Genomic DNA, 26,782 nt, shown 5'->3' with positions numbered 1-26,782 from the left:
GCGGTGGTCAGTCGAGCCAGCAGATCACCGCGTCGCCGTCCTTGGCGGCGGCGGTGAAGAAGGCCTGGACATCCGGCAGGCAGTGGGTCACCCAGGACAGCTCCCCAGGCCGGTCCCAGGTGCCGGGGTAGACGTCCGCCCGCTGTAGTTCCGACGGATCGACGCCGCGGAGAAGGTCGTCCTCGGTCAACTCGGCCAGCTGGGAAGCGGCGGCCGCCACCTGGGCCGGCGTCAAATAGGAGGGCGGCCCGTAGCCCCAGTCGAGCTCCAGGTTGTCCATGAAGTCGAACATCTCCGCGCTGTCCGGCTCGACATCCGGCAGCTCGACGAAACTCTCGGCGCCCAGGACCAGCGGAGTCTCGAAGCCCAGCCGGTCGAGCAGGAAATCGAAGCCGTTCCACGCCTTCCCGGTGCCTGCCCACCGCCCGGAATCACCGCCGCGTTCCGCGCGGGCGACACCATGCGCCCAGTCCAGGTCGTTTCTTGCCCGTTCGCACTCGTCAGGGGAGACGCGCAGCCAATTGCCGTTGATACTCACGGTAGGCAGCCTAGGCGCTGCATCAGGCGCCTCCCGGACACTCCGACCGGGGACCGCGCCTAGACTCCGGTGATGTCCGAGGACCACCCTGTCGCGCTGTGGGCGGGGCGTACGGCCGCGATGTTGGGGATTGTGCTCGTCGCGTTCACCCTGCGTCAGACGGTTGCGGCGATGTCGCCGATCCTGGGCGCCATCCGGGTGGACATTGCGATCTCGAACCTCGGCGCCGGGCTGCTCGGCACGGTGCCTCCGATCCTGCTGGCGGCCTCCGGGTTCGTCGCGCCGCGGGTTGCCCGGAGTCTCGGCCTCGACGGCGGCATCGTGCTCGCGCTGCTGCTCATGACGTTGGGCCATCTCGTGCGCGCGGCCGCCCCGGGCTTCGGGGTGCTGCTGGCAGGCAGTGTCGTCGCGCTCGCCGGTACGGGCATCGGCAATGTGCTCCTGCCGCCGATCGTGCGGCGTTACTTCCCCGACCGGGTGGCGCTGCTGACCGCCGTCTACGTGTGCATCGTGGGCGTGAGCACGGCCGTGCCCGCCGCGGCCGCCGCTCCGGTCGCCGCGCGGGCCGGATGGCGGTTCGCGCTCGGCATCTGGGCGCTGACCTCGGTGGTCGCGGTCGTGCCGTGGCTCGTCATTCTCGTGCGGGAGCGCAGCCGTCGATTCGTGAAAGCCGTCGAGTCTGCGCCTCCGGCTGTCCTCACCCGGCTGTGGCGGTCACGCGCGGCTCTGTCGATCACCGTGGTCTTCTCGGCAAGCACGATCTGCACCTACGCCGGTTTCGCGTGGCTGCCTGAGATCCTCGGTGATGTCGCCGGTTCCACGCCTACCCAGGCCGGTGTGCTGCTCGCCGTCACCGGCCTCATCAGCGCGCCGATCGCACTTGTCGCGCCCCTGCTCGTCGCCCGGCTGCGCAATGCCGGCTGGCTGATCGCCGCGGGTGTTGCGAGCTTCGTGCTCGGCTACCTCGGCCTGCTGCTCGCGCCCGCGACACTCACGCTGCTCTGGGTGCTGCTCATCGGTTCGGGGTCGATCCTGTTCCCGGTCTGCCTCGTGCTCATCAACGTCCACACCCGCACACCGGGTGGCACCGTCGCGCTCAGCGGCTTCGCCCCGGGGCGTCGCGTACGCGTGCGGCGCGCTCGGCCCGCTGATCGTCGGACTGCTGCACGATGTGCACGGCGGATGGACCCTGCCGCTGCTGTTCCTGCTTGCCGTCGCCCTCGTCGCGGCCATCCCGGTGATCACGCTGGCCAGGCCCACCTTCGTCGAGGACGAACTCGCCCGGCCGGCGCCCGTGATCAGCCGCTGAGCGGGACGGCGAGTGCCTGCTCGACCGCGTCCGCCGTGGCGCGGTGCGCGGTGGGATCCGCTGGCACGGCGTCGGGGCGCAGGAGGCCGGGGCCGCCGGTGAGGGCGTCACCGGGGTGGTGCGGGGCGAGGTTGACGTGCAGGTGCGGCACGCGGTCGCCGAACAGGTAGACGTAGATCTTGTCGGCGGAGGTGGCCCGGCGCAGGGCCGCGGTCACCCGGGCGAGTACCGGGCCCAGGGTCGTCGCCTCCGGTCCGTCGAGATCGGTGATGAAGGGGATGTGACGGTGCGGTTCGAGGTGCGCAAAGCCCGGTACGGGACCGCGCCGCACGACCGACAGCCGCCAGTGTTCGTCCGCCCAGACCCGTCGCCTGTCGAAGTGGGCGTCCGCGTCGCTGACCCGGCACAGCAGACATTCCTCGGTCGTCATCCGACCAGCTTGCCGTGTGACAGTCCTTCGAGGCGAGCGTCTACGTCGCTTGCTCAGCACCGTCGTGAACGTATGGCCGCAGTCTCACGCAACCGGCCGCGCTGCGGAGGCGTACCCGCGCATGGGGTTGTCTTGTGCGGGATTCTGGCCCGGCGGGATGGGAACGGGCTGCGCGGGTGGTGTTGGTGCTCGTGGGTGGGGTGGGCGTGTCAAGATCGACATGGCAGGCAGTCCAACGCAAGGAGCGCTCAACCATGGCCCGCGCGCGTCTCACTCTCGACCCGGCGTTCACGATCGGGGCCGTTCAGCGGCGGTTGTTCGGCGGCTTCGTCGAGCATCTCGGCCGGCACATCTATGACGGGATCCACGAGCCGGGGCATCCGAGTGCGGGCCCGGACGGCTTCCGGCGGGACGTGATCGAGCTGGTCCGGGAGCTGGGCGTGTCGACGATCCGGTATCCGGGCGGGAATTTCGTCTCCGGCTACAACTGGGAGGACGGCGTCGGGCCGGCCGAGGAGCGTCCGCGCCGTCTGGATCTGGCCTGGCACTCGACGGAGACGAACCAGGTGGGGCTGCACGAGTTCCAGACCTGGCTCGACCACGTCGGCTCCGAGTTGATGCTCGCGGTCAACCTTGGCACCCGTGGCCCGGCCGAGGCGATCGAATTGCTTGAATACACAAACATCCCCGGGGGTACGACCCGGGCCGCCCGGCGTGCGGCGAACGGCCGGGAGGAGCCGTTCGCGGTGAAGATCTGGTGTCTCGGGAACGAGATGGACGGCCCGTGGCAGCTTGGGCGGCGCAGTGCGGAGGACTACGGCACGCTCGCCTCGGTCACGGCCAACGCGATGCGCCAGGTCGACAACACGCTCGAACTTGTCGTCTGCGGATCGTCCGCGCGGAGCATGCCCACGTTCGGCGAGTGGGAGCGGGTGGTGCTTGAGCACACCTACGACGACGTGGACTACATCTCCTGTCACGCCTACTACGAGCCGGTGGACGGCGACTACGCCAGTTTCCTCGCGTCCGGCGTCGACATGGACGCGTTCATCGAGGCGGTGGTGGCCACGGCAGATCACGTACGGGCGCTGAAGCGGGCCAGGAAGAAGATGATGATCTCGTTCGACGAGTGGAACGTCTGGTACGCGTCCCGGTGGAACGCGGTCGAGGATACGTTCCCGATCGACCACTGGCCGGTCGCGCCGCGGATCCTCGAGGACGTCTACTCAGTGGCGGACGCGGTCGCGTTCGGCGGGCTGCTCATCTCGCTCCTCAATCATGCGGACCGGGTGACGTCCGCAAGCCTCGCGCAGCTTGTCAACGTGATCGGGCCGATCATGACCGAGCCGGGCGGCCCGGCCTGGCGGCAGACCACGTTCTTCCCGTTCGCGGTGACCTCGCAGGCGGCCCGGGGTGACGCGCTCCGGGTGGTGCTTGACGCGGACACGGTGCCGACCGCGAAGTACGGCGACGTGCCGGTGGTCGACGCGGCCGCCACGCTCGGCGAGGATCTCACCATCTTCCTGCAGAACCGGCACCTCACCGAGCCGACCACGCTCACTGTCGACGTGCGCCGGTTCGCCGGGTCCGCCGTCACCGCGGAGGGGATCTGGGACGACGACATCCACGCGGTCAACGACCTGCGGAACACCACCCGGGTCGGGCTGCGGACAAACGAGAGCGCGGTGCTCGACGGCGGCATCCTGACGATCGAGCTGCCGCCCGTCTCCTGGACGGCGGTCACGATCAATTGATCTCCACATAGCCGACGGTGGCCGGCACGATCGGTGGTGCGGGCGGCGCTGGTCCGGCCGGCCGGTTACGTCGGGTGGGCCTCCGGCGTCTGACGCTCAGGAACCAGCGGTCCAGCCGGTGGCTCGGATCCATCCGGCCAGGTCCAGGGCGGCCGGCGTGAGCTCCGAAGGGCCGTCCACCGCCTCCGCGAACTGGCGGAACATCGCCCTGTCGAGGTCGGTGGGAAGCACGCTCAACGGGAGGGCCTCGTACCGTGCCGGCAGCCCGGCGCGCGCACCGAACGCCGCGGCGATCTGCGGGCCGGTCAGCTCGTCGCCGACCAGCTCGACGACTCCGCCGGGCGCCTCCGCGGTGCCGAGCAGGAGCGCGGCGGCGACTCGGCCGATGTCCCTGATCGAGACCATCTTCAGGGCGACGTCCTCCGGCAGCGGCAGCCTGAGCACGATCTCCCCGTGCTCCAGGCTGGGCGCCATCACGCTCGCGAAGTTCTCCATGAAGGCGGTCGGGCGAACCATCACGGCCCGCAGGCCGGACTTCCTCAGGTGCTCCTCGATCAGGTGCTTCGAGTCGTGGTGCGGCACGCCCGACTCCCGGTCCGCTCCGAAGACCGAGTTGAACACGACGTGCGGGACGCCGGCCTCGACCGCCGCGTCGACGAGCGCGGTACCGACGCGGATCTCCGCCTCGACCTCTTCGAGGCTGTCCGCCGCCGGGGTCATGACGTAAAACCCCTCGACCGTCGCCAGTGCGGCGGCAAGCGATGCCGGGTCGTCGGCCCGGACGGCCGCCAGCTCGACGCCGCGGGCGGCAAGCGCCTGAGCCCTGCCCGACCGCGGGTCGCGGACCAGGGCCCGCACCCGCGCCTCCTGGTCCAGCAGCGCGTCGACCACCGCCCCGCCCTGTTGCCCGGTCGCGCCGAAGACTGCGATCGTGCCCGTGGTCCGTGTGCTCATCGCTGACACCCTTCAGTAGTTCATGGCATGAACGAAAGTAGTTCATGCCATGAACTTCGTCAAGGCGGCCCTACGCTCCCATGGGTGGGTACGAGGTGGGCGACAAGAGGTCCGAGGTGTCCACGATGGCGGTGGCCACCCGCTCGAAGTCGCGCCTGTCGTCGGCGTCGAGGTTCCCCGCGATCTCGGGCAGGCGCTTGGTGATCTCGGCGTAGAAGGCCTCGGCGAGCACCTTCCCCGTGGGCGTCACACTGAGCATCACCACCCGCCGGTCCTGCGCCGAGCCGGCCCGGCCGACCAACTCGCGCCGCGCCGTGCGATCGACAAGCTGGCTCAACGCGTTCTTGGTCATCCCCAACGACGCGGCGAGGTCAGCCATCTGCCGCGGCTCGTTCCGGACCGCGCAGATCAGCGTGGCCTGCGAGGGGGTCAGGTCGAACTCGGCGCAGATCTGCGCGTACTTGCGTTGAATCACCACCGAGAGCCAGAAGAGCTTGTCGCCATAGTCCACGCCGGCCTCCCGTCCGATGACAAACGATGAGCCTAACCCGCGGACACCCTCACACGGTGATCGGCGCTGCCGTCCCGGTCACCGAGATGCCGCCCTCGCGCGGGATCGTCACGGTGAGCAGGCTAGGGCGGCCCAGGTCGTACCCCTGATGGATCGTGATCGTGGTCTGCGGGGTGACCAGGCCCTGGGTGCGCAGGTAGCCGCCGAGAGCAGCCGCGGCCGCGCCGGTCGCCGGGTCCTCGAAGACGCCGCCCGGCGGGAACGGGTTGCGCGCGTGGAAGACGGTCTCCGACTCGCGCCAGACGAGCGCGATCGTGGTCCAGTCGCGGTCGGCCATCAGCGCGCCGAGCGCGGCCAGGTCGTAGTCGAGTTTCGCAAGCCGTTCCCGGGAGCGGGCCGCGATGACCGGGTGCCACGCCCCGGCGAACGCGACGCGCGGCGGCAGCGCCGGGTCGAGGTCGCCGGGCGACCAGCCGAGCAGGCCGAGCAGCGGCGCCGGGTCGTCGAGCGCGGTGTCCCGCGGCGGCACGCTGACAAGCGTCGCGGTCCGGCCGGTCGTCTCCACCGGCACCAGGCCCGCGCGGGTGTGCAGCCGCAGCGTCCCGGGCCCGTGCCGGTCCGCGTGCGCGACGGCGGTGGCGATCGTCGCGTGACCGCAGAACGGCACCTCGGCAAGCGGGCTGAAGTAGCGCACGTCGTGCTCGCCGTCCGCGCGCGGGATCAGGAACGCGGTCTCCGAGTAGCCGACCTCGGCGGCGACGGCAAGCATCTGCGCGCCGGTGGCGCCGGTCGCGTCGAGCACCACGCCGGCCGGGTTGCCGCCGGCCGGGTCGTCGCTGAACGCGGTGTAGCGGAGGATCTCCATGGATCCGACGCTAGAGCGCGATCGGACCGTGGGTCGAGGGCCAATTCTCAGGTACTGGCCGCGTCCACAAGCGCCCCCGCGGCTGCCTTCGCGACCGCGGCGATTGTGGTGCGCTCGAACCGCCCGCCGTTGGCCGCGCCGTCGTAGAGCAGCAGCAGCTGCCGGGCCAGCTCGGCCGGGTCGCGTGCGCCCGCCTCGGCGCCCAGGCCGGTGAGCAGTGCGATCAGGCGCGCGCGGTAGTCGCGACCGGCCTCGGCAGCCACGCCGTCCGGCGGGGACTCCGCGGCGGCGCGGGCGAACGCGCAGCCGTTGTAGGTAGGCGCGGCCATCCACTCCGCCTGCGCGTCGAAGAGTGCCAGCAGCCGCCCGCGCGGCGTGTCCTGCCGTGCGGCAGCCACGCCGATCCGGGCGAACATCCGGTCCGCGCGGCGCTGAAGATATGCCCGGACCAGCTCGTCCTTGCTGCCGAACGCGTTGTAGAGCGAGCCGCGCGCCACCCCGGCGTGCATGATCACCCGGTCGATGCCGACAGTGTGGACGCCCTCGGCGTAGAACAGCTCCTCGGCGGCGTCGAGCAGCCGCTCACGCGCGGGCGTCCTCATCGGCGCGTCCCCCGTTCCTCAGCAGACCGGCAAGCGCGGCGCCGGCAAGCACGATGACGAAGAGTGAGTATCCCCGCGCGGTCCACACCAGTCCACCACCGTGCACGACAAGCACGCCGGCGATGACCGCGGGCAGGCCCATGCCGAGATACGACACGATGTAGAGCACTGACAGCAGGCCGGTGCGTTCGTGCGGCGCGGCAAGCGGCACCACAGTGCGCAACGCCCCCTGGAACGCGGAGCCGAACCCGGTGCCGGCCACGAGCGTCGCGGCGAGGAAGACGGCGACCGATCCGGTGCCGTCAGCCGCAAGCGTGCCGGCCGCGCCGGCAGTCAACAAGCCGATCCCGATCATCATCACGGTACGCGGGGGAGTGCGGTCGAGCAGCAGCGTGGCGACCGCACCGGAGACCGCCAGCACGAACAGCCCGAGCCCGCCGAGGATCGCCGAGTCCGAGCCGGACATGTGCCGCACCAGCGCGGGAGCCAGCGAGCCGTAGAAGCCGCCGAGCGACCAGACCGCGAGCAGCGCCGGCACGGCCGTGAGCACGTGTGCCCGCAGGTGCCGGGGCACGCCGATCTGCGGGACGAACGCGCCGCGCAGGCCGCGCACCCCGGTGCCGGTCCGGCCCGGCGTGAGCAGCAGCACGCCGGCCGCCTGCACCACGAAGACCGCGACGAGCAACGCGTAGATCGCCCGGGTGGGCGCGGGCAGGAACTGCACGACAAGCCCGGAGGCGAGCGCGCCGAAGCCGGTGCCGAGCGTGGGCGAGACCGCGTTGGCGAGCGTGCCGCGGGTACGGTGCACGTCGATCATCGCGGCGCCGAGCGTGCCGAGCGCGCCGCCGGTGGCGATGCCCTGCAACACGCGCCCGGCGATCAGCGCACCGAGCCCGTCCGCCGCGATGAACAGCAGCATGGCCGCGCCCTGCAACGCCAGCCCCGCGAGCAGCACCGGCCGCCGCCCGATCCGGTCCGACAGCCGCCCGAGCATCAGCAGCGCCAGCAGCACCGCGATCGCGTAGACCCCGAAGATCACGGTGGTGGTGATCGGCGAGAACCCCCACCGCCCGGCGTAGACCGCGTAGAGCGGCGTCGGCGCGCTCGACGCCGCCAGGAACGACACCACGATCGACCCCAGCAGCACCAACGTCCCCATACCGGCCCGCCGCGCGATTGGCGCCTCCGCCGTTCCGGCCCGTTCAAGCGTTCCCGTGCTCACCATCTTCTACCTCTTTGAGTAGACCGATCTATCTAGTCGCCATCTCACACTAGACCGATCTGTCTAATCCTGGAGCCCGATGAGGCGGCGATCACGCCGGGCCGCGCAATGGCACCTTCCGGCGTCAGTCGTCCGGGTGACCAGGGGCAGACGGTGTCCACATAGTCGATTATGTTGGCGACATTCGTTAGATCCCAAGGAGCGCGCATGTCCCGTCCACCGGACCACCACCTTTCGCCCACGCCCGGGGAGCACCGACCCGCCAATGGCGCCGACGACCTGCTGGCCGCCGCAGGCATCACCGTGACCGAGGAGGGCAAGCGGCGCGCGCGAGCTCGGCGCCTTGCCGCGGAAGCCTGGTGGACGCCGGAGCGCCGTGCCGCTCTGCGCGCCATGCTCGGCCGCGGCACCGCCACGTGATCGACGGGGCGGTGAAGATCGTTCTCGACGGTGGCGCGCCGATCATCCAGATCTGACGTCGACGGCATCGTCGGCGGTGGGAGTGGTGGTGAGTTTTCGGGACCGGCGACGGGGCCGCGGCCCGCGGGAGCGTGCGGGCCGGACCGCGGCGGGAGTGGGAAAATCGGTCCTAAAGGGATTGTGGCCGGGCGGTGCTGGAGCGTTCGACGAGGCGCGTCGGGACGAGGGTGGTGCCGGGGGTGGTGACCTCGTTGCGGATCTGGCGGAGGACGGTCTGGACGCAGCGGCGTCCCATTTCCGCGAAGTCCTGGTGCACTGTGGTCAGTGGCGGGATGAAGTTGCGGGCCTCGGGGATGTCGTCGAAGCCGACCACGCTGATCTCACCTGGTACGTCCCGGCCGCGCTCGCGGAACGCGCGGAGCAGCCCGAGCGCCATCTGGTCGTTCGAGGCGAAGACCGCGGTGCAGGTGGGGTCGTCCGCGAGCCGGAGGCCTGCGGCGTATCCGGAGTCGGCGGACCAGTCGCCGATCATCGGTGCGGGGGCGGTGATGCCGGCGTCGGCCAGGACGGAGCGCCAGGCGTCGGCGCGGCGTTCGCTTGCGAAGGACGACTCGGGGCCGGTCACGTGGTGGACGGTGCGGTGGCCGAGTGCGAGCAGATGCCGGACGGCCTGGCGGGCGCCGTCGGCCTGGTCGGTGTCGACGACCGTGTAGGTGTCGCCGGCGTCGGAGTCGACGACCACGACCTGGACGCCGGGCGGGAGCGTGATCCGGGTGGAGTCGAGCAGGTGGACCTCGAGGATCACGATGGCGCCGTCCACACCCAGCTCACCGAGGCGGGTGAACGCGCCGAGCACGCCGTCCTGGGTGGGTTCCGCGACCGGGATGATGGTGATCGCGTAGCCCTCGCGGGCGGCGTGGTTGGCGATCGCCTCGACGGTGCGGCTGTTGCCCGTGGTGGCGAGCGTGAAGAGCAGGACGCCGATGGTGCGGAACTCGCCGCGTTTGAGTGCGCGGGCCGCGCTGTTTGGCCGGTAGCCCAGTTCCTTCATGGCGGCGAGCACCTGTGCGCGGGTCGAGTCGATCACGCCGGGGTGCCCGGTGGAGACGCGGGAGACCGTCTGGGCGGAGACGCCGGCGAGACGGGCCACGTCGGCCATCGAGACACCTCGTTTGCGCCGCGGGGAAGGATTTTCCGAGGGCAACAACCCTGCCGCCTTACTCTTGACGCGCCGTTAACGTGGTGAAACTATCACCGCCACGATGTTTACGTAAACATTGCACTCCGGTCACCAGCTTTATCGGATCGAAACACTCGACCCGGGGTCAGCTGCGCCGGACTGAGCTGTATGTTTGCGCAAACATAGCAGTGTTGCTAGGGGGTACATGGGATGACTACGGCGCAAGCGGCGTTTGTCAAGCCGCGCCGGCGGCGGTCGTGGACCGGGTGGCAGTTCGTGGGGCCGTTCATGGCCGTCTTCACGCTCGTGTTCCTCGCTCCGATCGCATATTCGATCTACATCAGCCTGTTCAAGACCCGGCTGATCGGCGGCACCTCGTTCGTCGGCCTGGAGAACTACCAGCAGGCGCTGTCCGACCCGAACTTCTGGGACGGCTTGCTCCGGGTGGCGATCTTCCTGGTCGTGCAGGTCCCGATCATGCTGGGCATCGCGCTGCTCGCCGCGCTTGCCATCGACAGCGGCCGCCTGCACGGTGCGAACTTCTTCCGCATCGCGATCTTCCTGCCCTACGCGGTCCCGGCCGTGGTCGCCGCGATCATGTGGGGCTTCATGTACGGCAACCAGTTCGGCCTGGTCGGCAACATCAACGACGCGTTCGGCACGAACATCCCGGCGCCGCTCGGCCCGGACTGGATCCTGGCCAGCATCGGCAACATCGTGACCTGGGAGTTCGTGGGTTACAACATGCTGATCTTCTACAGCGCGCTGCGGGTCATCCCGAACTCGCTGTACGAGGCCGCGGAGATCGACGGTGCCGGCCAGTTCCGGATCATCCGCTCGATCAAGCTGCCGGCGATCCGGGGCGCGCTGGTCATCGCCACGATCTTCTCCATCATCGGCAGCTTCCAGCTCTTCACCGAGCCGTCGATCCTGCAGAAGCTGGCGCCGAACGCGATCACCACCTTCTTCACGCCGAACTACTACGCGTACTCGCTGAGCTTCAACGGCCAGCAGTACAACTACTCGGCGACCATCGCGATCATCATGGGCCTGGTCACCATGGTCATCGCCTACGTGATCCAGCTTCGCGGCATGCGGAAGGGGAGCTGAGCGGTGACGACTACTCTCCAGAAGACGCAGGCCCCGAAGAAACTCAAGCGGTACAGCACGAAGCCGAAGAAGAGCATCGCGCTCACGCTTGCCACCGGAATCATCCTGCTCTACAGCATCGTGCCGCTGTTCTGGCTCATCGTGAACGCGACGAAGAGCCGCGCGGGCCTGACGAACTCGTTCGGCCTGTGGTTCGCGGACGGTGAGTTCCTGCTCTGGGACAACATCGTGCAGACGCTCACGTACAACGACGGGATCTTCGGTCGTTGGTTCCTCAACACGCTGCTCTACGTGGTGGCCGGTGCGGGTGGCGCCACGTTCCTGGCCGTGCTCGGCGGTTACGGCCTGTCGAAGTTCACCTTCCCCGGACGCGGCGCGGTCTTCGCGGTCGTGATCGGTGCGGTCGCGGTGCCGGGTACGGCGCTCGCGGTCCCGACCTTCCTGATGTTCAGCGAGATGGGCCTGACCGACACCCCCTGGGCCATCATCATCCCGTCGCTGATCTCACCGTTCGGCCTGTACCTGATGTGGACGTTCGCCAACGACGCGATCCCGACCGAACTGCTTGAAGCGGCGCGGGTGGACGGGTCCGGCGAGTTCCGCACGTTCTTCCAGGTCGGCATCCCTCTCCTCGCCCCCGGCATCGTCACGGTTCTGCTCTTCACCACGGTCGCCACCTGGAACAATTACTTCCTGCCGCTGATCATGCTGAAAGACCCGGACTGGTACCCGCTCACGCTCGGCCTGAACTCGTGGAACGCGCAGGCGACGACGAACGGCGGAGAGGTCATCTTCCACCTGGTGATCACCGGATCGCTCCTCATGATCATTCCGCTGATCGCCGCTTTCCTGCTCCTTCAGCGCTACTGGCAGTCGGGCCTGGCCGCCGGCAGCGTCAAAGAGTGAGCGGTTCTCCACCACACCCACGCAAAGGACTACCGGGCGACAGGTGGAGAACTGCTCATTGACTTTCCGCAAGGGCACCGCTACAAAAAATTCGGAAGGAACACTGGAATGATGTACACCTCTCGGCGCAACCTCCTGCGCCTTGCGGGCGCCGCGGCCTTCGCCACGGTGGCGCTCTCGGCCTGCGGCAGCGACGACGACGCCCCGGCCGGCGAGACCGTCTCCGCGGACGACGTCACCAAGGCGCTCACGGACGGCGGCGAGCTGCTGATCTGGTCGTGGGACACCACGATCAAGCCGGCCGCCGACGCGTTCATGGCCAAGTACCCCAAGGTCAAGATCAACGTCGTCAACGCGGGTACGAACGCGGATCAGTACGTCGCGCTTCAGAACGCGCTGCAGGCGAACAAGGGCGTGCCGGACCTCGCGCACATCGAGTACTACGCGCTCTCCCAGTTCGCACTGCAGAAGCAGGTGGCGAACATCAGCGGATTCGGTGCCACCGGGCTGAAGGACAAGTTCGCCCCCGGCCCGTGGAACGGCGTCACCCCCAACGGCGGCGTCTACGGCCTGCCGCTCGACTCCGGCCCGATGGTGCTCTACTACAACAAGGAGGTCTTCGACAAGCACAGCATCGCCGTGCCGGAGACCTGGGAGCAGTACTACGAGGCCGCGAAGAAGCTGCGCGCCGCCGACCCGAACGTCTACATCGCCGCCGACTCCGGTGACGCCGGCTCGACCACGTCGATGATCTGGCAGGCCGGTGGCAAGCCGTACCAGGTCAGCGGCGAGAAGGACGTCACGATCAACTTCGCGGACGCCGGCGCGCAGAAGTACACGGCGCTCTGGCAGAAGATGATCGACGAGAAGCTGCTGTCGAGCATCTCCGGCTGGTCCGACGAGTGGTTCCAGGCGCTCGGCAACGGCACGCTCGCCACCCTTGTGGTCGGCGCCTGGATGCCGAGCAACCTGGTCTCCGGCTCGCCGAACGGCGCCGGCAAGTGGCGCGTCGCCAAGATGCCGCAGTGGGAGGCGGGCGGCAACGCCACCGCCGAGAACGGCGGCTCCGCGATGTCCGTCATGGAGGCGTCCACCCGCAAGGCGCTCGCCTACGGCTTCCTGGAGTACCTCACCAACGGCGAGGGCGTGAAGACCCGCATCGACAACGGCGCGTTCCCGGCCACCACCGCGGACCTCAACTCGCCCGAGTTCCAGGCCAAGGAGTTCGAGTACTTCGGCGGCCAGAAGATCAACGAGCTGTTCGCGGCGTCGTCCGCGGCCGTCGTGCCCGGCTGGCAGTACCTGCCGTTCCAGGTGTACGCGAACTCGATCTTCAAGGACACGGCCGGTCAGGCGTACATCACGCCCACCAAGCTGGCCGACGGCCTGAAGGCGTGGCAGGACGCATCAATCAAGTACGGCAACGAGCAGGGCTTCTCCGCCAAGTAAGCCCGCCTCGTGCATTCCGCGCCGGGTCCGCCACGGGCCCGGCGCGGCCATGAACTCCACCCACCACAAGGGAGCAACACACGTGGAACACCGGTGGCTGCGCTGGCCCTCCACCACCGAGGCCGGCCCGCGGATGGCGTTCGGCGCCGACTACAACCCCGACCAGTGGCCCCGTGAGGTCTGGGACGAGGACGTCGCCGCCATGCGCGAGGCCGGCGTCAACATCGTCTCGCTCGCGATCTTCTCCTGGGCGCGGATCCAGCCGAGCGCGGACACGTACGACTGGGCCTGGCTCGACGACGCGATGGACCTGCTGCACGCGAACGGCATCGCGGTCGACCTCGCCACCGCCACCGCCTCGCCGCCGCCGTGGCTGACCACGTCGCACCCGGAGATCCTCCCGGTCGACAACGGTGGCGCGACGCTCTGGCCCGGCGCCCGGCAGCACTGGCGGCCCACCTCGCCGATCTTCCGGTCGTACGCCCTCACGCTGGTCCGCGAGCTCGCCAAGCGGTACGCGAACCACCCGGCGCTGACCGCCTGGCACGTCAGCAACGAGCTGGGCTGCCACAACGTCTACGACTTCTCCGACGACGCGGCGAGCGCGTTCCGTACCTGGCTCAAGGCCCGCTACGGCACGATCGACGGGCTGAACGAGGCCTGGGGCACCGCGTTCTGGTCGCAGCGGTACAGCGCGTGGGGCCAGATCCTCCCGCCGCGCCAGGCCGCCAGCTACCCGAACCCGACGCAGCAGCTGGACTTCAAGCGCTTCAGCTCGGATGCGCTCAAGGACTACCTGGTCGCGGAGCGGGAACTGCTGCGCGCGATCACCCCGGACGTCCCGATCACCACGAACTTCATGGTGATGGGCGAGACCAAGGGCATGAACTACGCGGACTGGGCGTCCGAGGTGGACTTCGTCTCGAACGACCACTACTTCATGCCCGGCCCGCAGGGCCTCGACGAGCTGTCCTTCTCCGCGAACCTGACCGGCCACATCGCGGCCGGCCGCCCGTGGTTCCTGATGGAGCACTCCACGAGCGCGGTCAACTGGCAGCCGATCAACCTGGCGAAGCGCCCCGGCGAGCTGGGCCGCGACTCGCTCATCCACGTCGCGCACGGCGCGGACGCGGTCTGCTTCTTCCAGTGGCGGCAGTCGCGGGCCGGCGCGGAGAAGTACCACTCCGCGATGCTTCCGCACGCGGGCACCGACAGCGCGGTCTTCCGCGCGGTCGCCCAGCTGGGCAAGGACCTCAACACCATTCAACCCGTCGCGGGTACGGGTCAGCTGCCGTCGCGCGCGGCGATCCTCTTCGACTGGGACTCGTGGTGGGCGAGCGAGCTCGACTCGCACCCGACCGACAAGCTGCGCTACCGGCAGGAGGCGCTGGACTGGTACACGGCGTTCCTTGCGAACGGCGTGCCTGTGGACGTGGTGCCGGTGGCCACCTCGCTGGAGGGCTACGACCTGGTCGTGGCGCCGATCCTGCACGTGGTGCCGGCCTCGCTGGCCTCCAGGCTGTCCGAGTACGTCGCCGGCGGGGGCCACCTGGTCACGACGTACTTCTCCGGCATCGTGAACGAGGACGACCACATCTGGCTCGGCGGCTACCCGGGCGCGCTGCGCGACCTGCTCGGCATCCGGATCGAGGAGTTCGGCCCGCTTCTCGACGGCGACAGCGTCACGCTCGACAACGGCGCGGACGGCACGCTCTGGACCGACCGGATCGACGTGGTCGCATCCGACGTCGAGGTGCTGGCCTGGTACAAGACCGGCGAGCACGCGGGGCGGGCGGCCATCACCCGCCGGTCTGCCGCGGGCGCGGACGACGGTGTGCCAGGTGGCGGGCCGGCCGGGTCGGCGACCTACGTGTCCACGCGGCTGGGGGCGGACGGGCTCACGCCGCTGCTTGCCGACCTGCTGCGGGCCGCGGGTGTCGCAAGTCCGCTGCCGGAGGAGGCGCGAGGGCAGGTGGAGCTGGCCGTACGTACCGGCGATGACCGGGAGTTCTGGTTCCTGATCAACCGGACTGATGTGCCTGTGGAGCTGCCGGGGGTCGAGGGGGAGGCGCTGCTGGGCAGTATCACGCCGCTCGCTCCCCGGGCAGTCGCGGTGCTGCGCACCCGGTAGGGCTCCGTGCGGGTGGGACCGGATCCAGCCCGGATCTGCCCGCGCGGACTTTTCCACCCGGCCCGGTTGTCGTTCTCTACACGGAACGGCGGCCGGGCCGACGTGTGTCTTAGGTTTTTCTTAAGGCGGGCGTCACAGCTTGTGAGAGCGCTCTCTCGGGCCCTAGAGTTCCGTCCGGAACACCCGCGCGCGACCTGCTTCCCCGCGTCGCCCACACCTTATACCGGCCTGGAGGCCATTTACTATGCAGAGCGACCCCTCGGCTCCGCTGCCTGTACCGGATGAAGCGGTAAAAAAGAGTAAGAAGCGGTGGTTCCTGCTCGCCGTTCCGGTCGCGGCGGCGGTCGTCGGCAGCGGCGTGCTCGTCGCCACCGCGAACGCGGGGAGCGGCACCCCGATCCCCGGCGTCATCGAGGCCGAGTCGTACGCCGCGAACAACGGCGCGCAGACCGAGGGCACGAGCGACGCTGGCGGCGGCCGGAACGTCGGCTGGCTCAGCAACGGCGACTGGATGCGCTACGACGCCGCCGACCTCGGTGCGGCGGGCAGCCCGCTGACAATCGAGGCGCGCGTCTCGTCCGCGAACTCCGAGGGCGGCACGGTCGAGGTCCGCCAGGGCAGCCAGACCGGCGAGCTGCTGGCCGCGTTCCCGATCACCAAGACCGGCAACTGGCAGAGCTGGGTCACCGGCACCGCGAACAGCCCGACCACGCTCAGCGGCCCGCAGACCATCGTGGTCAACCTGGTCAGCAAGAGCCGCAGCGACTTCGTGAACATCAACTGGCTGCGGTTCACCCGCGGCGGCGGCCTGCCGGGCACGCCCAGCGCCTCCGCATCGGTGCCGGGCTCCGCGTCGCCGTCCGCGTCCGTCTCGGCCTCCGCCTCGGTCTCGCCGTCCGTGTCCGTCTCGCCGACGCCGACCGGGACCACGCCGCAGACCGGCAACGGCTGGGTCGTGATGGACCAGGCGAAGTGGGCCCAGGAGCTGGCCGCGTTCCGCGCGATCACGCCGAAGACGCCGAAGGAGCGGATGGTCCCGGAGTTCCACGCGTCCTGCAAGATCAGCCACACCAAGCCGGACGACCCGATCGTCTTCCCCGGCATGGCCGGCGCCTCCCACGACCACACGTTCTGGGGCAACAAGACCACCGGCGCGGCGTCCACGCCCGAGTCGCTGCTCGCCGCGAAGACCACGTCGTGTGAGCCCTCCAGCGAGGACTTCTCCGCCTACTGGGTGCCCACGCTTCTCAAGGACGGCAAGCCGATCGCGCCGAAGGAGGTCACTGTCTACTACGGCTCCCGTCTCAAGGACTACGCCGCGACCGTGCCGTTCCCGTCCGGCTTCCGCATGATCGTCGGCGACGCCAAGCAGCAGACCGGTGACAGCAACCAGTTCTGGTGCGCGGGCAACGGCGGCGAGACCGGCCGGACCGCGAACGGTGAGTGGCCGGTCTGCGCACCGACCGCCGAGCTGATCCGCCAGCTGACCTTCCCGGACTGCTGGGACGGCGTTCACCTGGACAGCCCGGACCACAAGTCGCACGTCGGCCCGGCCGGCAACAACGGCGCGTGCTCCGGCAAGTTCCCGGTCGCGATCCCGTCGATCTCGTACATGCTGCCGTACCCGCTGAACACGGACACCGAGGGCGTCAAGCTCTCGTCCGGTACCGGCTTCTCCATGCACGGCGACTTCGTCAACGCCTGGGTGCCGCAGGCGCTGGCCGAGCGTGTCCGCAACTGCATCAACCAGCACGCGAAGTGCAACGCGCAGGGACAGTTCTGACCCTGGCTACTGACGCAGGTCCCCGTGCTGCTGATCGAGCGGCGCGGGGGCCTGTTTTCTATTGTGGACCGTGGGCGGTGTCAGCCCGTGATCGGATGAGCCGATGGCCTGCACAGGCGGTCCCCGCGCGGGACGGGCACGCGGTGCTCGGTAGCGTCGCGGGCGTGGCCTCTACGAAAGACTTCGACTTCGATCGGCTTGCGGCGGCGTACGACCAGGTCCTGCCGCTGACCGCACCGGTGACCGCCCGCATGCTGGAGCTTACGACCGGCATCGCGGCGGGCACGTCCGTGCTCGACATCGCGTGCGGGACCGGCGAGCCCGGCCTCACCATCGCCGCGAGTCATCCGGGGGTACGCCTGCGCGGCGTCGACCGGGCCGAGACGATGATCTCGGTCGCGCGTCGTAAGGCGGAGCAACGCGGCCTGGAAGCCGGCTACGAGGTGATGGACAGCGAGGCGCTCGCGGTGGCTGACGACGACGCCGACGTGGTCGTCTCCCGCTTCGGGCTGCTGTCTTTCGGCGACTCCGCGGCCGAGGCGCGCGAGGTGGCGCGGGTGCTGCGCCCCGGCGGCACGTTCACGATCGCGACCTGGGACGCGACAAGCAAGAACACGCTTACGTTCGTGATGGCCTCGGCCGTGCACGACCTGCTCCCGCCGCCGCTGCACGCGGCGATGCGCCGTCAGGAACAGCTCGCCATGCCGGGCCGCCGTGAGGCGTGGCTGACCGCGGCCGGGCTGTCCGGCGTGACCAGCGAGCTGTTCGCCTGGGACGTCGAGTTCCCGGACGGCGACAGCCTGTGGGAGCTGGCGACCGGGCCGGCGATGCTCGGCGCGGTGCTGGGCGGGCTCGGCGAGGAGCAGCTCGCGTCCGCGCGCGTCGAGTTCGACAGGCTGCTCGCCGACTACCGCCGGGCGGACGGGTCGTACTCGCTGCCGTACGCGTGCCGGATCATCAGCGGTTCCGGACGGCTCTGAACCGCGCGGGCGGGTCCTCATGGCCGGGACCACCCGCGGGCCCGCGGCCGCGGGAGCCGCGGAACCGGGCCACGCTGGAAGTGGGAAATGGCGGGGTTGATCTTCGGGTGGCAACGCCTGTGCAGTAAGAAGGTCGGATGGAGACCGACTACCTGCTGTTTCCCGGGCGGCACCACCTGCTGACCCGGTTTCAGGCCGAGTTCCTGACGCGGCAGGCGCGGGACGCGACAGTGGTGTGGGCGGTGACGTCGGCCAACCATGAGAACACGAAGCGGAACCCGGTGCCGTTCCACCGGCGGGAGGCCGCGATCGAGCGGCTGAGCGCGCAGGAGGGCCTGCGGTCGCTCGTGGTGCCGGTGTTCGACACCGCGCGCACGGACCGGTTCGCGGCGGTGACAGTCAAGAATGTCGAGGTGGCGACCGGGCTCGCGCTGACGCCGGAGAACACGGTGGTGGGGTGCTCGACGCCGGCGGTGGCGGCGATGTACGCGGCGCTTGGCTTCACGATCGTGCCCGTCGAGGACGATCCCGCGCTCGACGTGGCGCCGGAGCGGCCGTGGGACGTGCTGATGCGGCTGGCCGCCGGCGACGAGAGCTGGCAGGAGCTGGCACACCCGGCGACCGTGGACGTGTTCGCCCGCTACCGGCTCGTGGAGTCCGTGCAGGCGGTGGTGAACGATCCGGTGGTCGGGGACGAGGGCGGGCTGACCGCGACGCGTGACTACCGGACGTACGTGGAGGCGTTCGCCGCCGGCGCGGAGCGGAAGTGGCAGCTGGTCCGCGAGCACGTGCGGCCGGGCAGGATCGTCGACGTCGGGTGCGGCGCGGGCGCGGTGCTGGAGATGGCGGACCGGGACCCGGCGCTGCGGGAGAGCGACCTGATCGGCGTGGAGGTGGCGCGGCACCTGTTCGAGGAGTGCGTGCACAAGAAGGCGCAGGGCGCGTTCGAGAATCCGAACGTGTTCTTCTACCACCGCAACGTGCTCGGCGGGGCGGTGTTCGCGCCGCGGTCGATCGACACGACCATGACGTTCGCGCTCACCCACGAGATCTGGTCCTACGGCGCGCGGATGGAGTCGCTGCGGCGGTTCGTGGCCGCGATCTACGAGCACACCGTCCCGGGCGGGGTGTGGATCAACAGCGACGTGTGCGGGCCGGACGGGAAGGACCGGCCGGTACGGCTGCGGCTGTCGACCACCGACGGAGCGAACCCGCCGCTCGAGGACCTTCCCGCGGATGTGGCCGGGTACGTCGGCGGGCTGTCCACCCGCGCACGCCTCGACCGGTTCGCGGCGGACTTCCGGTTCCCGTTCAGCTTCACTGACGTGGGCGACGGCGAGGTGGAGCTGACGCTCGGCGACGCGATGGACTTCCTCACCCGGAAGGACTACACGGACAACTGGCTCTCCGAGACGCAGGAGCAGTTCTGCGGGCTGGAGATGGCGGACTGGAAGAGCCTGCTGACCGACGTCGGGTTCGAGGTGGACGCGGCCTCGCACACCACCCGCAACGAGTGGATCGTGGCGAACCGGCTGGCCCCGGTCGCGTCGCTGACCAGGCCGGACGGGACCGCGCTGGACTGGCCGGTCACCCACGTGCTGCTTATCGCGCGCCGGCCGCTCAACACCTGAGCGCCGTCGCAGGTGTGCCGAGCGGGCTGTCCATCGATTGATCTCGGTGTTAGGTTCGGCGGCATGAATCCGGTTCTCGCCGTCGCCGTCGCGATGTCCACGCTCGGCGCGCCAAGCACGCCGTCCTGGCAGCTCACCGAGACCGGCAGCACCGCGCGGCTGCGCGGCCTGTCCGTGGTGTCGCCGCAGGTCGTCTGGGCCAGCGGCAGCGCCGGGACCGTGCTGCGCACCACCGACGCCGGCCGGCATTGGGCGTCCGTCGGCCCGGCCGGCGCGGAGACGCTGCAGTTCCGCGACATCGAGGCGTTCGACGCGCGTCGGGCCGTCGCGCTCTCCATCGGCGCCGGCGCGGAGTCGCGCGTCTACCGCACCGCCGACGGCGGCCGCAGCTGGACCGAGACGTTCCGCAACCCGGACGAGGCCGCGTTCTACGACTGCCTGGCGTTCACCGACGAGCGGCACGGGCTGGCGCTGTCCGACCCGGTGGACGGCGCGTTCCGGATCCTGTCCACGTCGGACGGTGGGCGGACCTGGTCGGTGCTTCCCGCTCGCATGCCGGCCGCGCTGGAGGGCGAGTTCGCGTTCGCGGCCAGCGGCACCTGCCTGGTCGCGGGGTCCGCCGGCCGCTACTGGTTCGCCACCGGTGGCGGGGCCGCCGCGCGCGTGTTCTCGTCCACCGACTTCGGCCGCAGCTGGCGGGTGACGGAGACGCCGGTGCCGTCCGGGCCGTCCGCGGGCATCTACTCGCTGGCGTTCCGGGAGGACGGCGCCGGGCTGGCCGTGGGCGGCGACTACCTGACACCGGAGTCGGCGCCGGGCGGCGCGGCCGTGACGCGAGGCCACCGCTGGGCGACCGCGGCCGTGCCACCGGGGGAGTACCGCTCGGGCGCGGCCTGGGCGGGTTCCGCCGCGCTGGCCGTCGGGCCGACCGGCAGCTCGATCAGCCGGGACGGTGGGCGGATCTGGACCGAGTTCGACGGGGGTAGCTTCGACGCGGTCGACTGCGCGCGCGGGCCGGTCTGCTGGGCGTCAGGAGAGGCGGGGCGGGTCGCCCGCCTTCGCTAGGCGGCACGAGTTGGCGCCGGTCAGCACGCTCGGCACGCACGGCGTCAGCGCGGACGCGCCCGACCCCCACTCCTCCCGATCCGCCGCACTACCGCTCTCATCATGCTTACAGTGAGGTCTCCCGCGACGATCAGGGAGATTCCATGGACACCGCCACAGTGGTCATCTCGCGGACCGACCTGTCGCACCTGCACCTGCCACCGCGCTCGATCTTCGACGGGGAATTCGCGGCGGACACCGCGGAGATCTCCTGCCTGCCGCTGTGGCGCAGTGCGGGCACGGCAGTGATGAACCTGCCGGTCACCGAGTCGGAGGCGCAGGTGCTGCAGCGCAGCTACGCGCTCGAGCGGTTCCGGAGCCGGGTCGTCGTACCGCTGATGCTTGTGGTCGGGGTCAGCGCGCTCACCTGGATCGGCTGGTCGCTCATCGCGCGCCCCGGCCGGACCGACGTGATCGGGCCGAGCGCGATGTTCGCAGTGGTGCTCCTGCTCCTGGTCAACCTGCTCATCGGCGAGTACCTGATCCCCAAGCAGTACCCGCGCCTGGTCCGCGGCGACCGGATCCGCATCGCCGCCGTGCCGAACGAGGTGGTCCGCGAGTGGGAGCACCTCAACCCGGGGGTCACGCTGCGCGAGCGGCTATGAGCCCGGTGATCGTCGCGCCCAGCGCCTCGGGGTCCTCCGCGTGCGCGAGGTGGCCCTGCCCCTTCAGCACGTGCAGGCCCGCGGCCGGGAGCAGCGAGGCGACGGCGTCGAACGTGTCGCCGTAGGGCGTGTTCCGGCTATTCTCGCCGACGATCAGATCGACCGGGGCGGTGAGATCCTCCCAGGCCGGGGCGAACATGTTCAGCGCGGCGGTCTCCTGCGGGACCGGCGCGGCCCAGGTGCGCAACAGCTCCCGGGCCGGTGCGGGGACCTGCTCCGGCGGGGTGCCGGCGATGTCCCGCAGGGCCACGTCGAGGATGCGGTCCGGGTCGCCCTCGGCCGCGCGTAACGCCGGGAGCGCGTGCGCGCCGAACGGGCGCATGATCGGCTCGTAGGCGATGACCCGGTCGACGGACCTGGTCCGGTTCGCCGTCTCGATCGCGATCAGGCCGCCGAAGCTCCAGCCGAACAGGCGCACCGGCTCCTTCAGATGGTGCAGCCAGGCGAAAAGATCAAGCACCTCGGTGTCGACGCCGTAATCGTCGCCGAGCGGGCCGCTCGGCTCCCGGCCCCGGCGGTTCACCACGAGGATCGGCTCGGGCCGGTCGATCGCGGCGGCCGCCCGCCGCCAGCTCTTCGCGTCCGCAAGCACGCCGGGCACGATCACCAGCGGCGTCCCGGTGCCCTGCTGCCAGAGCGCGTGCAGCCGGGTGCCGTCCCGGTCGATCTCGATGGGCTCCACGGGATCAGCCTAGGCGCGTACGGGCGCGACGCGCTGTGGTCGTGGTCATGTCGCGTGTCCCGCTGTCGTGTCGTGTGTCTCCACACCGCGGGAGTGCGATTGTGGGCTGATGCTGCTGCGGATCGAAGGCGTCGACCTGCCGGGGCGGGTGGCAGACACGAACCCGTCCGGTCCGGCGTATGTGAACGTCCACGTCGGCATTCAGCGCCGCGACGAGGTGATCTCGCTCGTGCCGGCGGATGCGGAGTCGGCGGTGTGGGAGGCCGAGGTGGCGGTGAAGGACGGCCCGGACTTCGGCGGCCCGTTCATCCACGGTAAGCGCGGCGCCCGGTTCGTCTATCTGTCGTGGGGGAGCGTGGGAGCGGGCGGGGCGTTTCACGGCTTCCGGCGCGTGAAGATCCATCCGGCGGACGCGGGGGCGGACCTGGTGACGGCCGCGGTCGCCGGTGGTGTGCTGGTCGCCCGGCTGCGGCTGACGGATGCGAAGGGCGGCCCGATCTGCGCCACGGTCCGGCCGCCGCTTGTCAGCTGGACGGTGCGCTGACGAGGGCCCGGATGCGGGCGGCCAGACGGGGATCCGCGGCGGCGAACCGGGCCACGAGGAAATCGGCGGCTTCCGCCCCGATCGTGATGCCGCGCGAGACCTCCCCGTGCATGCGGAACAGCAGGTCCAGGTGCTCCCTGGTCCAGATGACCGCGTTCGTGGAGACGGCCATCTGCACGAGCGTGCGCAATGTGTCGTCCAGGCTGTGGTCCCGGCCGAGGTGCGCGCTGATGCACCGCGCCAGCGCGCCGTCGAGCGGTCCGTTCTTGAACAGGCCGATCAGCGACCGCACCATGTGGGGCTCAAGGTCAAGATCGTCCGCCAGCGCGCCGAGCAGCAGTCTTCGCACCGGTCCGGAGCTCGGGGCCCATCGCGCAAAGGCGTCCGCGCGCGCCCGGGATGACAGCTCCTCCGAGAAGAGCAGCCGCAGCAGCATGCCGGTCGGCGTGGCGCCGCCGTCACCCAGCCGCTCGACCGTGCTGCTGCGCCGCTGGAGCCCCGCCTCGAACAGCGGATCGTTCAGATGCTGTTGCAGGTCGTCATCGTCGTGGCAGATGAAGTGGGCCTCCCGCCGCAGGTGCGACATCGAGCTGCCCTTCGGCGGCATCTCCCGGATCACCCACGCCAGATCGACACTGCGCGGCGGCGCCACCACCGTGTCGGTGAGGCGCAGCGCCACGTCCCGGCTTCCGTGCTCGTCGACGATGCGGTCGAGCGCGATCAGATCGATCATGGCGCTGAAGCCGCTGGCCATGCCCTGGGAGCGCCACAGCCTGCTGTCCTGACGCCAGGCGCGGATCGTCGAGTCCCGCCCTCGGGCCGGGTCGCCCGCGGCCAGGCGCGAGGCGGTCACCGGTGCGATCGCGAGGATGAGCAGCAGCAGGTTGGCGGTGTAGGCGGCGACTCGCGCGGGCACGGTGAGCAGCTCCGGCGCGTACCCGCCGAACGCCCGCGACGACCGCGGCATCTGCGCGGACCGGTAGACGCGGACCAGCAGGTCCGACCACTCCGCGCGGTCCTCGCCGCCGAGCGTGGAAGCCAGGTCGCGCAGGAACACCACCACCTGGCGGCGCCCGGCGAGCGGCGCGAACGACAGCAGCGCGTGCAGCAGGTCATCATCGACCGCGTTGCCGGTGTGGAACGTGGTGACCCGCTCGCGCGCGACAAGCTCCGCGACGATGCCGTGGATGACGCGCGCGACAAGGAACTCGCCGAAGGTGGCATGCAGGAATTCGTAGGTCTCCAGCTGGGTGAGATCGAGAGTGGCGCGGGCGCGGTGCACGAAGAAGAACGCGCCGAGTGCCAGCTCCGAGGCCAGCAGGGGTGCCCGCAGCCCGTTATCCGCGCTCGCCGGCGCGGCGCCGGTGAAGCCGGGCAGCGCCCGCAGGTCCGTCTCCAGCTGCTCCTGCGTGACCCACTGCGCGCCGCGGTTGAACATGGCGAGCGCGACCACGCTGAGGCGCCGCAGCTCGGACTCCACCCGCCGGGACATCTCGCGGGGCGGCAGCCCGTGCGCGAGCTTTTCCACCTCGCGCAGGGCGAACCGGGCGAGCAGCCGTTCATAGAGCTCGTCCGCCCGCAGCTCGCCCGCGGACCGCAGCGCGTTCTCCTCGGCGTCGTAGAGCGCGAGCATGAGCAGCAGCAGCGGCTGGGAGGCGAGTTGCGGATGGCGCATGACTGTCGCAAGCGAGATCGGCGCCACGTCACCGGCGAACCGGGCCGCGTTCGCCCTGTTCCAGACGTCGAGCCAGGCGGCGACGCGAGGCTCGTCGAACGGCTCGAGTCGGAGCGCGACAGTGCCGTCCGGGGTCTGCGCCCGGTCGGCGACGCTGGTCCTGCTGGTGACGATGATCGCGACCGGGCGGCCCTGACCGGCCTCGCGTCGCTGGAAGCGTGCCACCCGCTGCAGGTAGTCGGTCTGGCTGACGCCGGAGGCCTGGAGCAGCTCGTCGAAGCCGTCCAGGATGATCAGCGGCAGCGCGCCGCCGGCCGAGCGGGACAGCGCCGGACACTCGACCCGGTCGCCGATCGCGTCCCGGATCGCGTGTTCGATCTGGTCTTGGAGGTCCGCGGCGGCCGGGACCGCGCGCAGCACTACCAGCACCGGCAGGAAGTCGGTGGGCGGCAGTTGGGCGGCGAGGACCCGGGTCACGACGGACTTGCCGGAGCCCGGCTGGCCGAGGATCAGCAGCGGCCCGGTGACCGCGTGCGGCGAGGTGAGATGCGCGGTGAGGAACGCGAGGAGATCGTCCCGGACCGGCTGCTTCTCCCACCAGTCCTCGCTGCTCAGCGCGGACCGCGCGGTGACGGCGGCGACCCGGAGGAGCTGCGGGATGAAGGCCTCGGCGAGCGTCGGCACCCGCAGGCCCGCGGGGATCTCGCCGGACGGCGCGATCGGCAGGCGCATCGCCGCCCGGTAGGAGCGGGCCAGGCCCAGACGGCGGTCGTCGGGGACCCGGCCGGCCGCGATCGCGTCAAGCGTGTCGCTGAGCGCGCCCAGGCCGGTGGTGACCGCGCGCAGGCGGTCGTGGGTGGCAGCGTGCTCGCGCAGGCCGGCCCAGAACGCCACCTCGGGAAAGTCGGCCGCCAGACGGCCGAGCAGACTCCGGTACCTGTCGAGCGCCGGCCGTGGCACCGCGGCGATCGCGTCGCACGCGTGGGACCGGGCCGTCTCGTCGAGGCGCTCGAAGGCGGCGAGGCCGCGCACGAACTCGATGATCGTGGCGGCCGCGTCGCGGTAATAGGCCGACAGGTCGTTTAGGAACTCCTCGTGCGGTTGCGCCGGGCCGGGCACGGGCGCCGACCGGCCGCCCAGCGGACCGGGCGCCCCGGCCGTGCCGCCGGACAGCGACGTCCGCTCGTCGGCCGTCAGCTCGAGGTCGCCGTGGGGCAGCGGCGAGCCGGCCTCCGCGAGCGCCTCGAAGAACGCGGTCACCGCGATGACCACGTGCGCGGCTTCCAGGCGCTCCGATCGTTCGTAGCGGGCCAGACCCGACCGCTTTTCCGCAAGCCTTGTGACCAGGTCCGCCGTGACCCGGCTGAGCTCGGCCTTGGCGTCGAACCAGCCGAGCACGTCACGGAACGGCCCGACCAGCGCGAGCATGCCGACGCCAAGCAGCGTGTCGAGTACCTTGACGAGCTTGCCGTGGTCGCCGCCGAGGAGTCTGACGGCGTCGTCATAGCTGAGGTCCCGGGCCATGACCGGCAGTATCGCTTATGGACACCCGTCGGTGGTGTGGCCTCTCGGGTGACGCGGGACCGGCTCCGAGCGACGAGCGAAGCGCCAGCGGAGCCCGACGCGAGGTTTACCCGCGGGAGCGACTCTGTTGCCCATTCGCGTGCGGCGGTCTGGGGCCTCACGATCGAAGGGCTGGCAGCGAGCCGAGAGTTTGGCGGGTGGTTCCGGCTGGTCGGCGGTCTCGCGGCCTGCGGGGGCAGCACGGTCATCGTCTACGCGGCGGCTGGTCTGGGCGGCTGCGGTCTGGACTGTCGCAAGGGCGGGCACCGAGAGAGCGGGCGTGGCTGGGTAAGCCGGTCGAGCTTGCCTTGGGTGGTCGCAAGGGCTTGCACCGAAGCCGGGAGCTGCCGAAGGGTTAGTCGATCTTGGCTTTCGCGTGCCGCCGCGCCATAGACAGTGGCAGCTCGGGCGCTCCGCGCCGAGATGGGTTCGTTGTGCGGGATCTCGCGTCCATCTAGCGGGATGCAAGATCCTTGCGGCTCTGGTGGCCCTTATCCGAGCGCGATAAGGGCCACCAGAGCCGCAAGGATCTTGACGTGGGCCTTCCTGACCCTTCGGCGTCAGAACGAAACGCAGAGGGAGGTACCCAGATGATGAAATGTCGGGCGCGTAGCGCTCGAACCTGGACACTGACCGCGGATCTCCAGATGAGCCGGGTCATGAGCGTCGGCTGCGTCCTGACATATACGGATCCGGTAATGGCTCCGACTTCATGCCCGGCCTGAGGCCTGCCGGAGTGCCGCGACCGGCCCGCGCACCTGCGAAACTCTCGGC

General features: G+C 70.4%; 22 protein-coding genes. 13 read left to right on the top strand and 9 right to left on the bottom strand.

The annotated features are described in order from the left end of the window. Positions 1–7: 7 nt before the first annotated feature. Positions 8–538: a YfbM family protein gene (locus tag ACIA8K_RS16820; protein ID WP_396059665.1), complete on the bottom strand. Its 531-nt coding sequence runs from the start codon at positions 536–538 to the stop codon at positions 8–10. 72 nt (positions 539–610) lie between these two features. Here ACIA8K_RS16820 and ACIA8K_RS16815 point away from each other — a divergent pair, with 72 nt between their 5' ends. Then, complete coding sequence (locus ACIA8K_RS16815; protein ID WP_396059663.1) at positions 611–2,017, top strand: CynX/NimT family MFS transporter; 1,407 nt, start codon at positions 611–613, stop codon at positions 2,015–2,017. 514 nt (positions 2,018–2,531) lie between these two features. After that, positions 2,532–4,031 carry an alpha-N-arabinofuranosidase gene (locus ACIA8K_RS16810; protein WP_396059661.1) on the top strand — a complete coding sequence of 500 codons (1,500 nt, stop codon included), beginning with the start codon at positions 2,532–2,534 and terminating at the stop codon, positions 4,029–4,031. A 96-nt stretch (positions 4,032–4,127) separates the two neighbouring features. Here ACIA8K_RS16810 and ACIA8K_RS16805 read toward each other — a convergent pair whose 3' ends face one another. The 5 genes from ACIA8K_RS16805 to ACIA8K_RS16785 all read right to left on the bottom strand — a co-directional run bounded on the left by ACIA8K_RS16805 (position 4,128) and on the right by ACIA8K_RS16785 (position 8,188). Further along, positions 4,128–4,985 (bottom strand): NmrA/HSCARG family protein, encoded by an 858-nt coding sequence (locus ACIA8K_RS16805; protein WP_396059659.1) that lies wholly within the window; start codon positions 4,983–4,985, stop codon positions 4,128–4,130. Between the two features lie 70 nt (positions 4,986–5,055). Beyond that, positions 5,056–5,496 (bottom strand): MarR family winged helix-turn-helix transcriptional regulator, encoded by a 441-nt coding sequence (locus ACIA8K_RS16800; protein WP_396059657.1) that lies wholly within the window; start codon positions 5,494–5,496, stop codon positions 5,056–5,058. A gap of 49 nt (positions 5,497–5,545) precedes the next feature. Continuing rightward, a complete protein-coding gene (locus tag ACIA8K_RS16795; protein WP_396059655.1) occupies positions 5,546–6,361 on the bottom strand; it encodes a PhzF family phenazine biosynthesis protein in 816 nt (271 codons plus the stop codon). Positions 6,362–6,408: 47 nt separating this feature from the next. Beyond that, positions 6,409–6,963: a TetR/AcrR family transcriptional regulator gene (locus ACIA8K_RS16790; RefSeq protein ID WP_396059653.1), complete on the bottom strand. Its 555-nt coding sequence runs from the start codon at positions 6,961–6,963 to the stop codon at positions 6,409–6,411. Then, positions 6,944–8,188 carry an MFS transporter gene (locus tag ACIA8K_RS16785; protein WP_396059651.1) on the bottom strand — a complete coding sequence of 415 codons (1,245 nt, stop codon included), beginning with the start codon at positions 8,186–8,188 and terminating at the stop codon, positions 6,944–6,946. The genes ACIA8K_RS16790 and ACIA8K_RS16785 overlap by 20 nt, the downstream gene beginning before the upstream one ends. 204 nt (positions 8,189–8,392) lie before the next feature. Between ACIA8K_RS16785 and ACIA8K_RS16780 the strand changes: the two genes are divergently transcribed. Beyond that, entirely contained in the window at positions 8,393–8,605 is a 213-nt protein-coding gene (locus ACIA8K_RS16780) for a hypothetical protein (protein ID WP_396059649.1), read from the top strand. 169 nt (positions 8,606–8,774) lie between these two features. On the opposite strand, the gene ACIA8K_RS16775 is transcribed toward ACIA8K_RS16780, so the two are convergent. Further along, on the bottom strand, positions 8,775–9,764 hold the full coding sequence (locus tag ACIA8K_RS16775) for a LacI family DNA-binding transcriptional regulator (RefSeq protein ID WP_396059647.1): 990 nt from the start codon (positions 9,762–9,764) through the stop codon (positions 8,775–8,777). Positions 9,765–9,995: 231 nt separating this feature from the next. Between ACIA8K_RS16775 and ACIA8K_RS16770 the strand changes: the two genes are divergently transcribed. The 9 genes from ACIA8K_RS16770 to ACIA8K_RS16730 all read left to right on the top strand — a co-directional run bounded on the left by ACIA8K_RS16770 (position 9,996) and on the right by ACIA8K_RS16730 (position 21,484). Next, positions 9,996–10,895, top strand: coding sequence for a carbohydrate ABC transporter permease (locus ACIA8K_RS16770; protein ID WP_396059645.1), 900 nt, complete (start codon positions 9,996–9,998; stop codon positions 10,893–10,895). Between the two features lie 3 nt (positions 10,896–10,898). Beyond that, positions 10,899–11,801, top strand: coding sequence for a carbohydrate ABC transporter permease (locus ACIA8K_RS16765; protein ID WP_396059643.1), 903 nt, complete (start codon positions 10,899–10,901; stop codon positions 11,799–11,801). Between the two features lie 111 nt (positions 11,802–11,912). Continuing rightward, positions 11,913–13,250 (top strand): ABC transporter substrate-binding protein, encoded by a 1,338-nt coding sequence (locus tag ACIA8K_RS16760; RefSeq protein ID WP_396059641.1) that lies wholly within the window; start codon positions 11,913–11,915, stop codon positions 13,248–13,250. An 82-nt stretch (positions 13,251–13,332) separates the two neighbouring features. Next, a complete protein-coding gene (locus tag ACIA8K_RS16755; protein ID WP_396059639.1) occupies positions 13,333–15,381 on the top strand; it encodes a beta-galactosidase in 2,049 nt (682 codons plus the stop codon). Between the two features lie 244 nt (positions 15,382–15,625). Continuing rightward, entirely contained in the window at positions 15,626–17,164 is a 1,539-nt protein-coding gene (locus ACIA8K_RS16750) for a DUF1996 domain-containing protein (protein ID WP_396059637.1), read from the top strand. A 164-nt stretch (positions 17,165–17,328) separates the two neighbouring features. Next, positions 17,329–18,144: a class I SAM-dependent methyltransferase gene (locus ACIA8K_RS16745; protein ID WP_396059635.1), complete on the top strand. Its 816-nt coding sequence runs from the start codon at positions 17,329–17,331 to the stop codon at positions 18,142–18,144. Positions 18,145–18,281: 137 nt separating this feature from the next. Continuing rightward, on the top strand, positions 18,282–19,775 hold the full coding sequence (locus ACIA8K_RS16740; protein WP_396059633.1) for a class I SAM-dependent methyltransferase: 1,494 nt from the start codon (positions 18,282–18,284) through the stop codon (positions 19,773–19,775). 63 nt (positions 19,776–19,838) lie between these two features. Beyond that, positions 19,839–20,840, top strand: coding sequence for a WD40/YVTN/BNR-like repeat-containing protein (locus ACIA8K_RS16735; RefSeq protein WP_396059631.1), 1,002 nt, complete (start codon positions 19,839–19,841; stop codon positions 20,838–20,840). Positions 20,841–20,983: 143 nt separating this feature from the next. Continuing rightward, positions 20,984–21,484, top strand: coding sequence for a hypothetical protein (locus ACIA8K_RS16730; RefSeq protein WP_396059629.1), 501 nt, complete (start codon positions 20,984–20,986; stop codon positions 21,482–21,484). On the opposite strand, the gene ACIA8K_RS16725 is transcribed toward ACIA8K_RS16730, so the two are convergent. Continuing rightward, complete coding sequence (locus ACIA8K_RS16725) at positions 21,462–22,226, bottom strand: alpha/beta fold hydrolase (RefSeq protein ID WP_396059627.1); 765 nt, start codon at positions 22,224–22,226, stop codon at positions 21,462–21,464. The two genes, ACIA8K_RS16730 and ACIA8K_RS16725, sit on opposite strands and share 23 nt — an antisense overlap. Positions 22,227–22,335: 109 nt before the next feature. Between ACIA8K_RS16725 and ACIA8K_RS16720 the strand changes: the two genes are divergently transcribed. Then, positions 22,336–22,770: a DUF5990 family protein gene (locus ACIA8K_RS16720; protein WP_396059625.1), complete on the top strand. Its 435-nt coding sequence runs from the start codon at positions 22,336–22,338 to the stop codon at positions 22,768–22,770. Here the strand turns inward: ACIA8K_RS16720 and ACIA8K_RS16715 are convergent. Continuing rightward, positions 22,751–25,969: an NACHT domain-containing protein gene (locus ACIA8K_RS16715; RefSeq protein WP_396059623.1), complete on the bottom strand. Its 3,219-nt coding sequence runs from the start codon at positions 25,967–25,969 to the stop codon at positions 22,751–22,753. The two genes, ACIA8K_RS16720 and ACIA8K_RS16715, sit on opposite strands and share 20 nt — an antisense overlap. Between the last annotated feature and the right edge of the window lie 813 nt (positions 25,970–26,782).

The organism is Catenuloplanes sp. NPDC051500, assembly GCF_044454585.1.
GTDB lineage: Bacteria > Actinomycetota > Actinomycetes > Mycobacteriales > Micromonosporaceae > Catenuloplanes.
The sequence above is the reverse complement of the archived record's forward strand: the minus strand, read 5'-3'. Positions and strand labels throughout refer to the sequence as shown.

What these genes read in the sequence shown, in the direction of transcription:
- ACIA8K_RS16815 (WP_396059663.1), top strand. Translation starts at nt 611, where the DNA reads ATGTCCGAGGACCACCCTGTCGCGCTGTGGGCGGGGCGTACGGCCGCG.
- ACIA8K_RS16810 (WP_396059661.1), top strand. Translation starts at nt 2,532, where the DNA reads ATGGCCCGCGCGCGTCTCACTCTCGACCCGGCGTTCACGATCGGGGCC.
- ACIA8K_RS16805 (WP_396059659.1), bottom strand. Translation starts at nt 4,985, where the DNA reads ATGAGCACACGGACCACGGGCACGATCGCAGTCTTCGGCGCGACCGGG.
- ACIA8K_RS16795 (WP_396059655.1), bottom strand. Translation starts at nt 6,361, where the DNA reads ATGGAGATCCTCCGCTACACCGCGTTCAGCGACGACCCGGCCGGCGGC.
- ACIA8K_RS16790 (WP_396059653.1), bottom strand. Translation starts at nt 6,963, where the DNA reads ATGAGGACGCCCGCGCGTGAGCGGCTGCTCGACGCCGCCGAGGAGCTG.
- ACIA8K_RS16785 (WP_396059651.1), bottom strand. Translation starts at nt 8,188, where the DNA reads ATGGTGAGCACGGGAACGCTTGAACGGGCCGGAACGGCGGAGGCGCCA.
- ACIA8K_RS16780 (WP_396059649.1), top strand. Translation starts at nt 8,393, where the DNA reads ATGTCCCGTCCACCGGACCACCACCTTTCGCCCACGCCCGGGGAGCAC.
- ACIA8K_RS16775 (WP_396059647.1), bottom strand. Translation starts at nt 9,764, where the DNA reads ATGGCCGACGTGGCCCGTCTCGCCGGCGTCTCCGCCCAGACGGTCTCC.
- ACIA8K_RS16770 (WP_396059645.1), top strand. Translation starts at nt 9,996, where the DNA reads ATGACTACGGCGCAAGCGGCGTTTGTCAAGCCGCGCCGGCGGCGGTCG.
- ACIA8K_RS16760 (WP_396059641.1), top strand. Translation starts at nt 11,913, where the DNA reads ATGTACACCTCTCGGCGCAACCTCCTGCGCCTTGCGGGCGCCGCGGCC.
- ACIA8K_RS16750 (WP_396059637.1), top strand. Translation starts at nt 15,626, where the DNA reads ATGCAGAGCGACCCCTCGGCTCCGCTGCCTGTACCGGATGAAGCGGTA.
- ACIA8K_RS16740 (WP_396059633.1), top strand. Translation starts at nt 18,282, where the DNA reads ATGGAGACCGACTACCTGCTGTTTCCCGGGCGGCACCACCTGCTGACC.
- ACIA8K_RS16735 (WP_396059631.1), top strand. Translation starts at nt 19,839, where the DNA reads ATGAATCCGGTTCTCGCCGTCGCCGTCGCGATGTCCACGCTCGGCGCG.
- ACIA8K_RS16730 (WP_396059629.1), top strand. Translation starts at nt 20,984, where the DNA reads ATGGACACCGCCACAGTGGTCATCTCGCGGACCGACCTGTCGCACCTG.
- ACIA8K_RS16720 (WP_396059625.1), top strand. Translation starts at nt 22,336, where the DNA reads ATGCTGCTGCGGATCGAAGGCGTCGACCTGCCGGGGCGGGTGGCAGAC.
- ACIA8K_RS16715 (WP_396059623.1), bottom strand. Translation starts at nt 25,969, where the DNA reads ATGGCCCGGGACCTCAGCTATGACGACGCCGTCAGACTCCTCGGCGGC.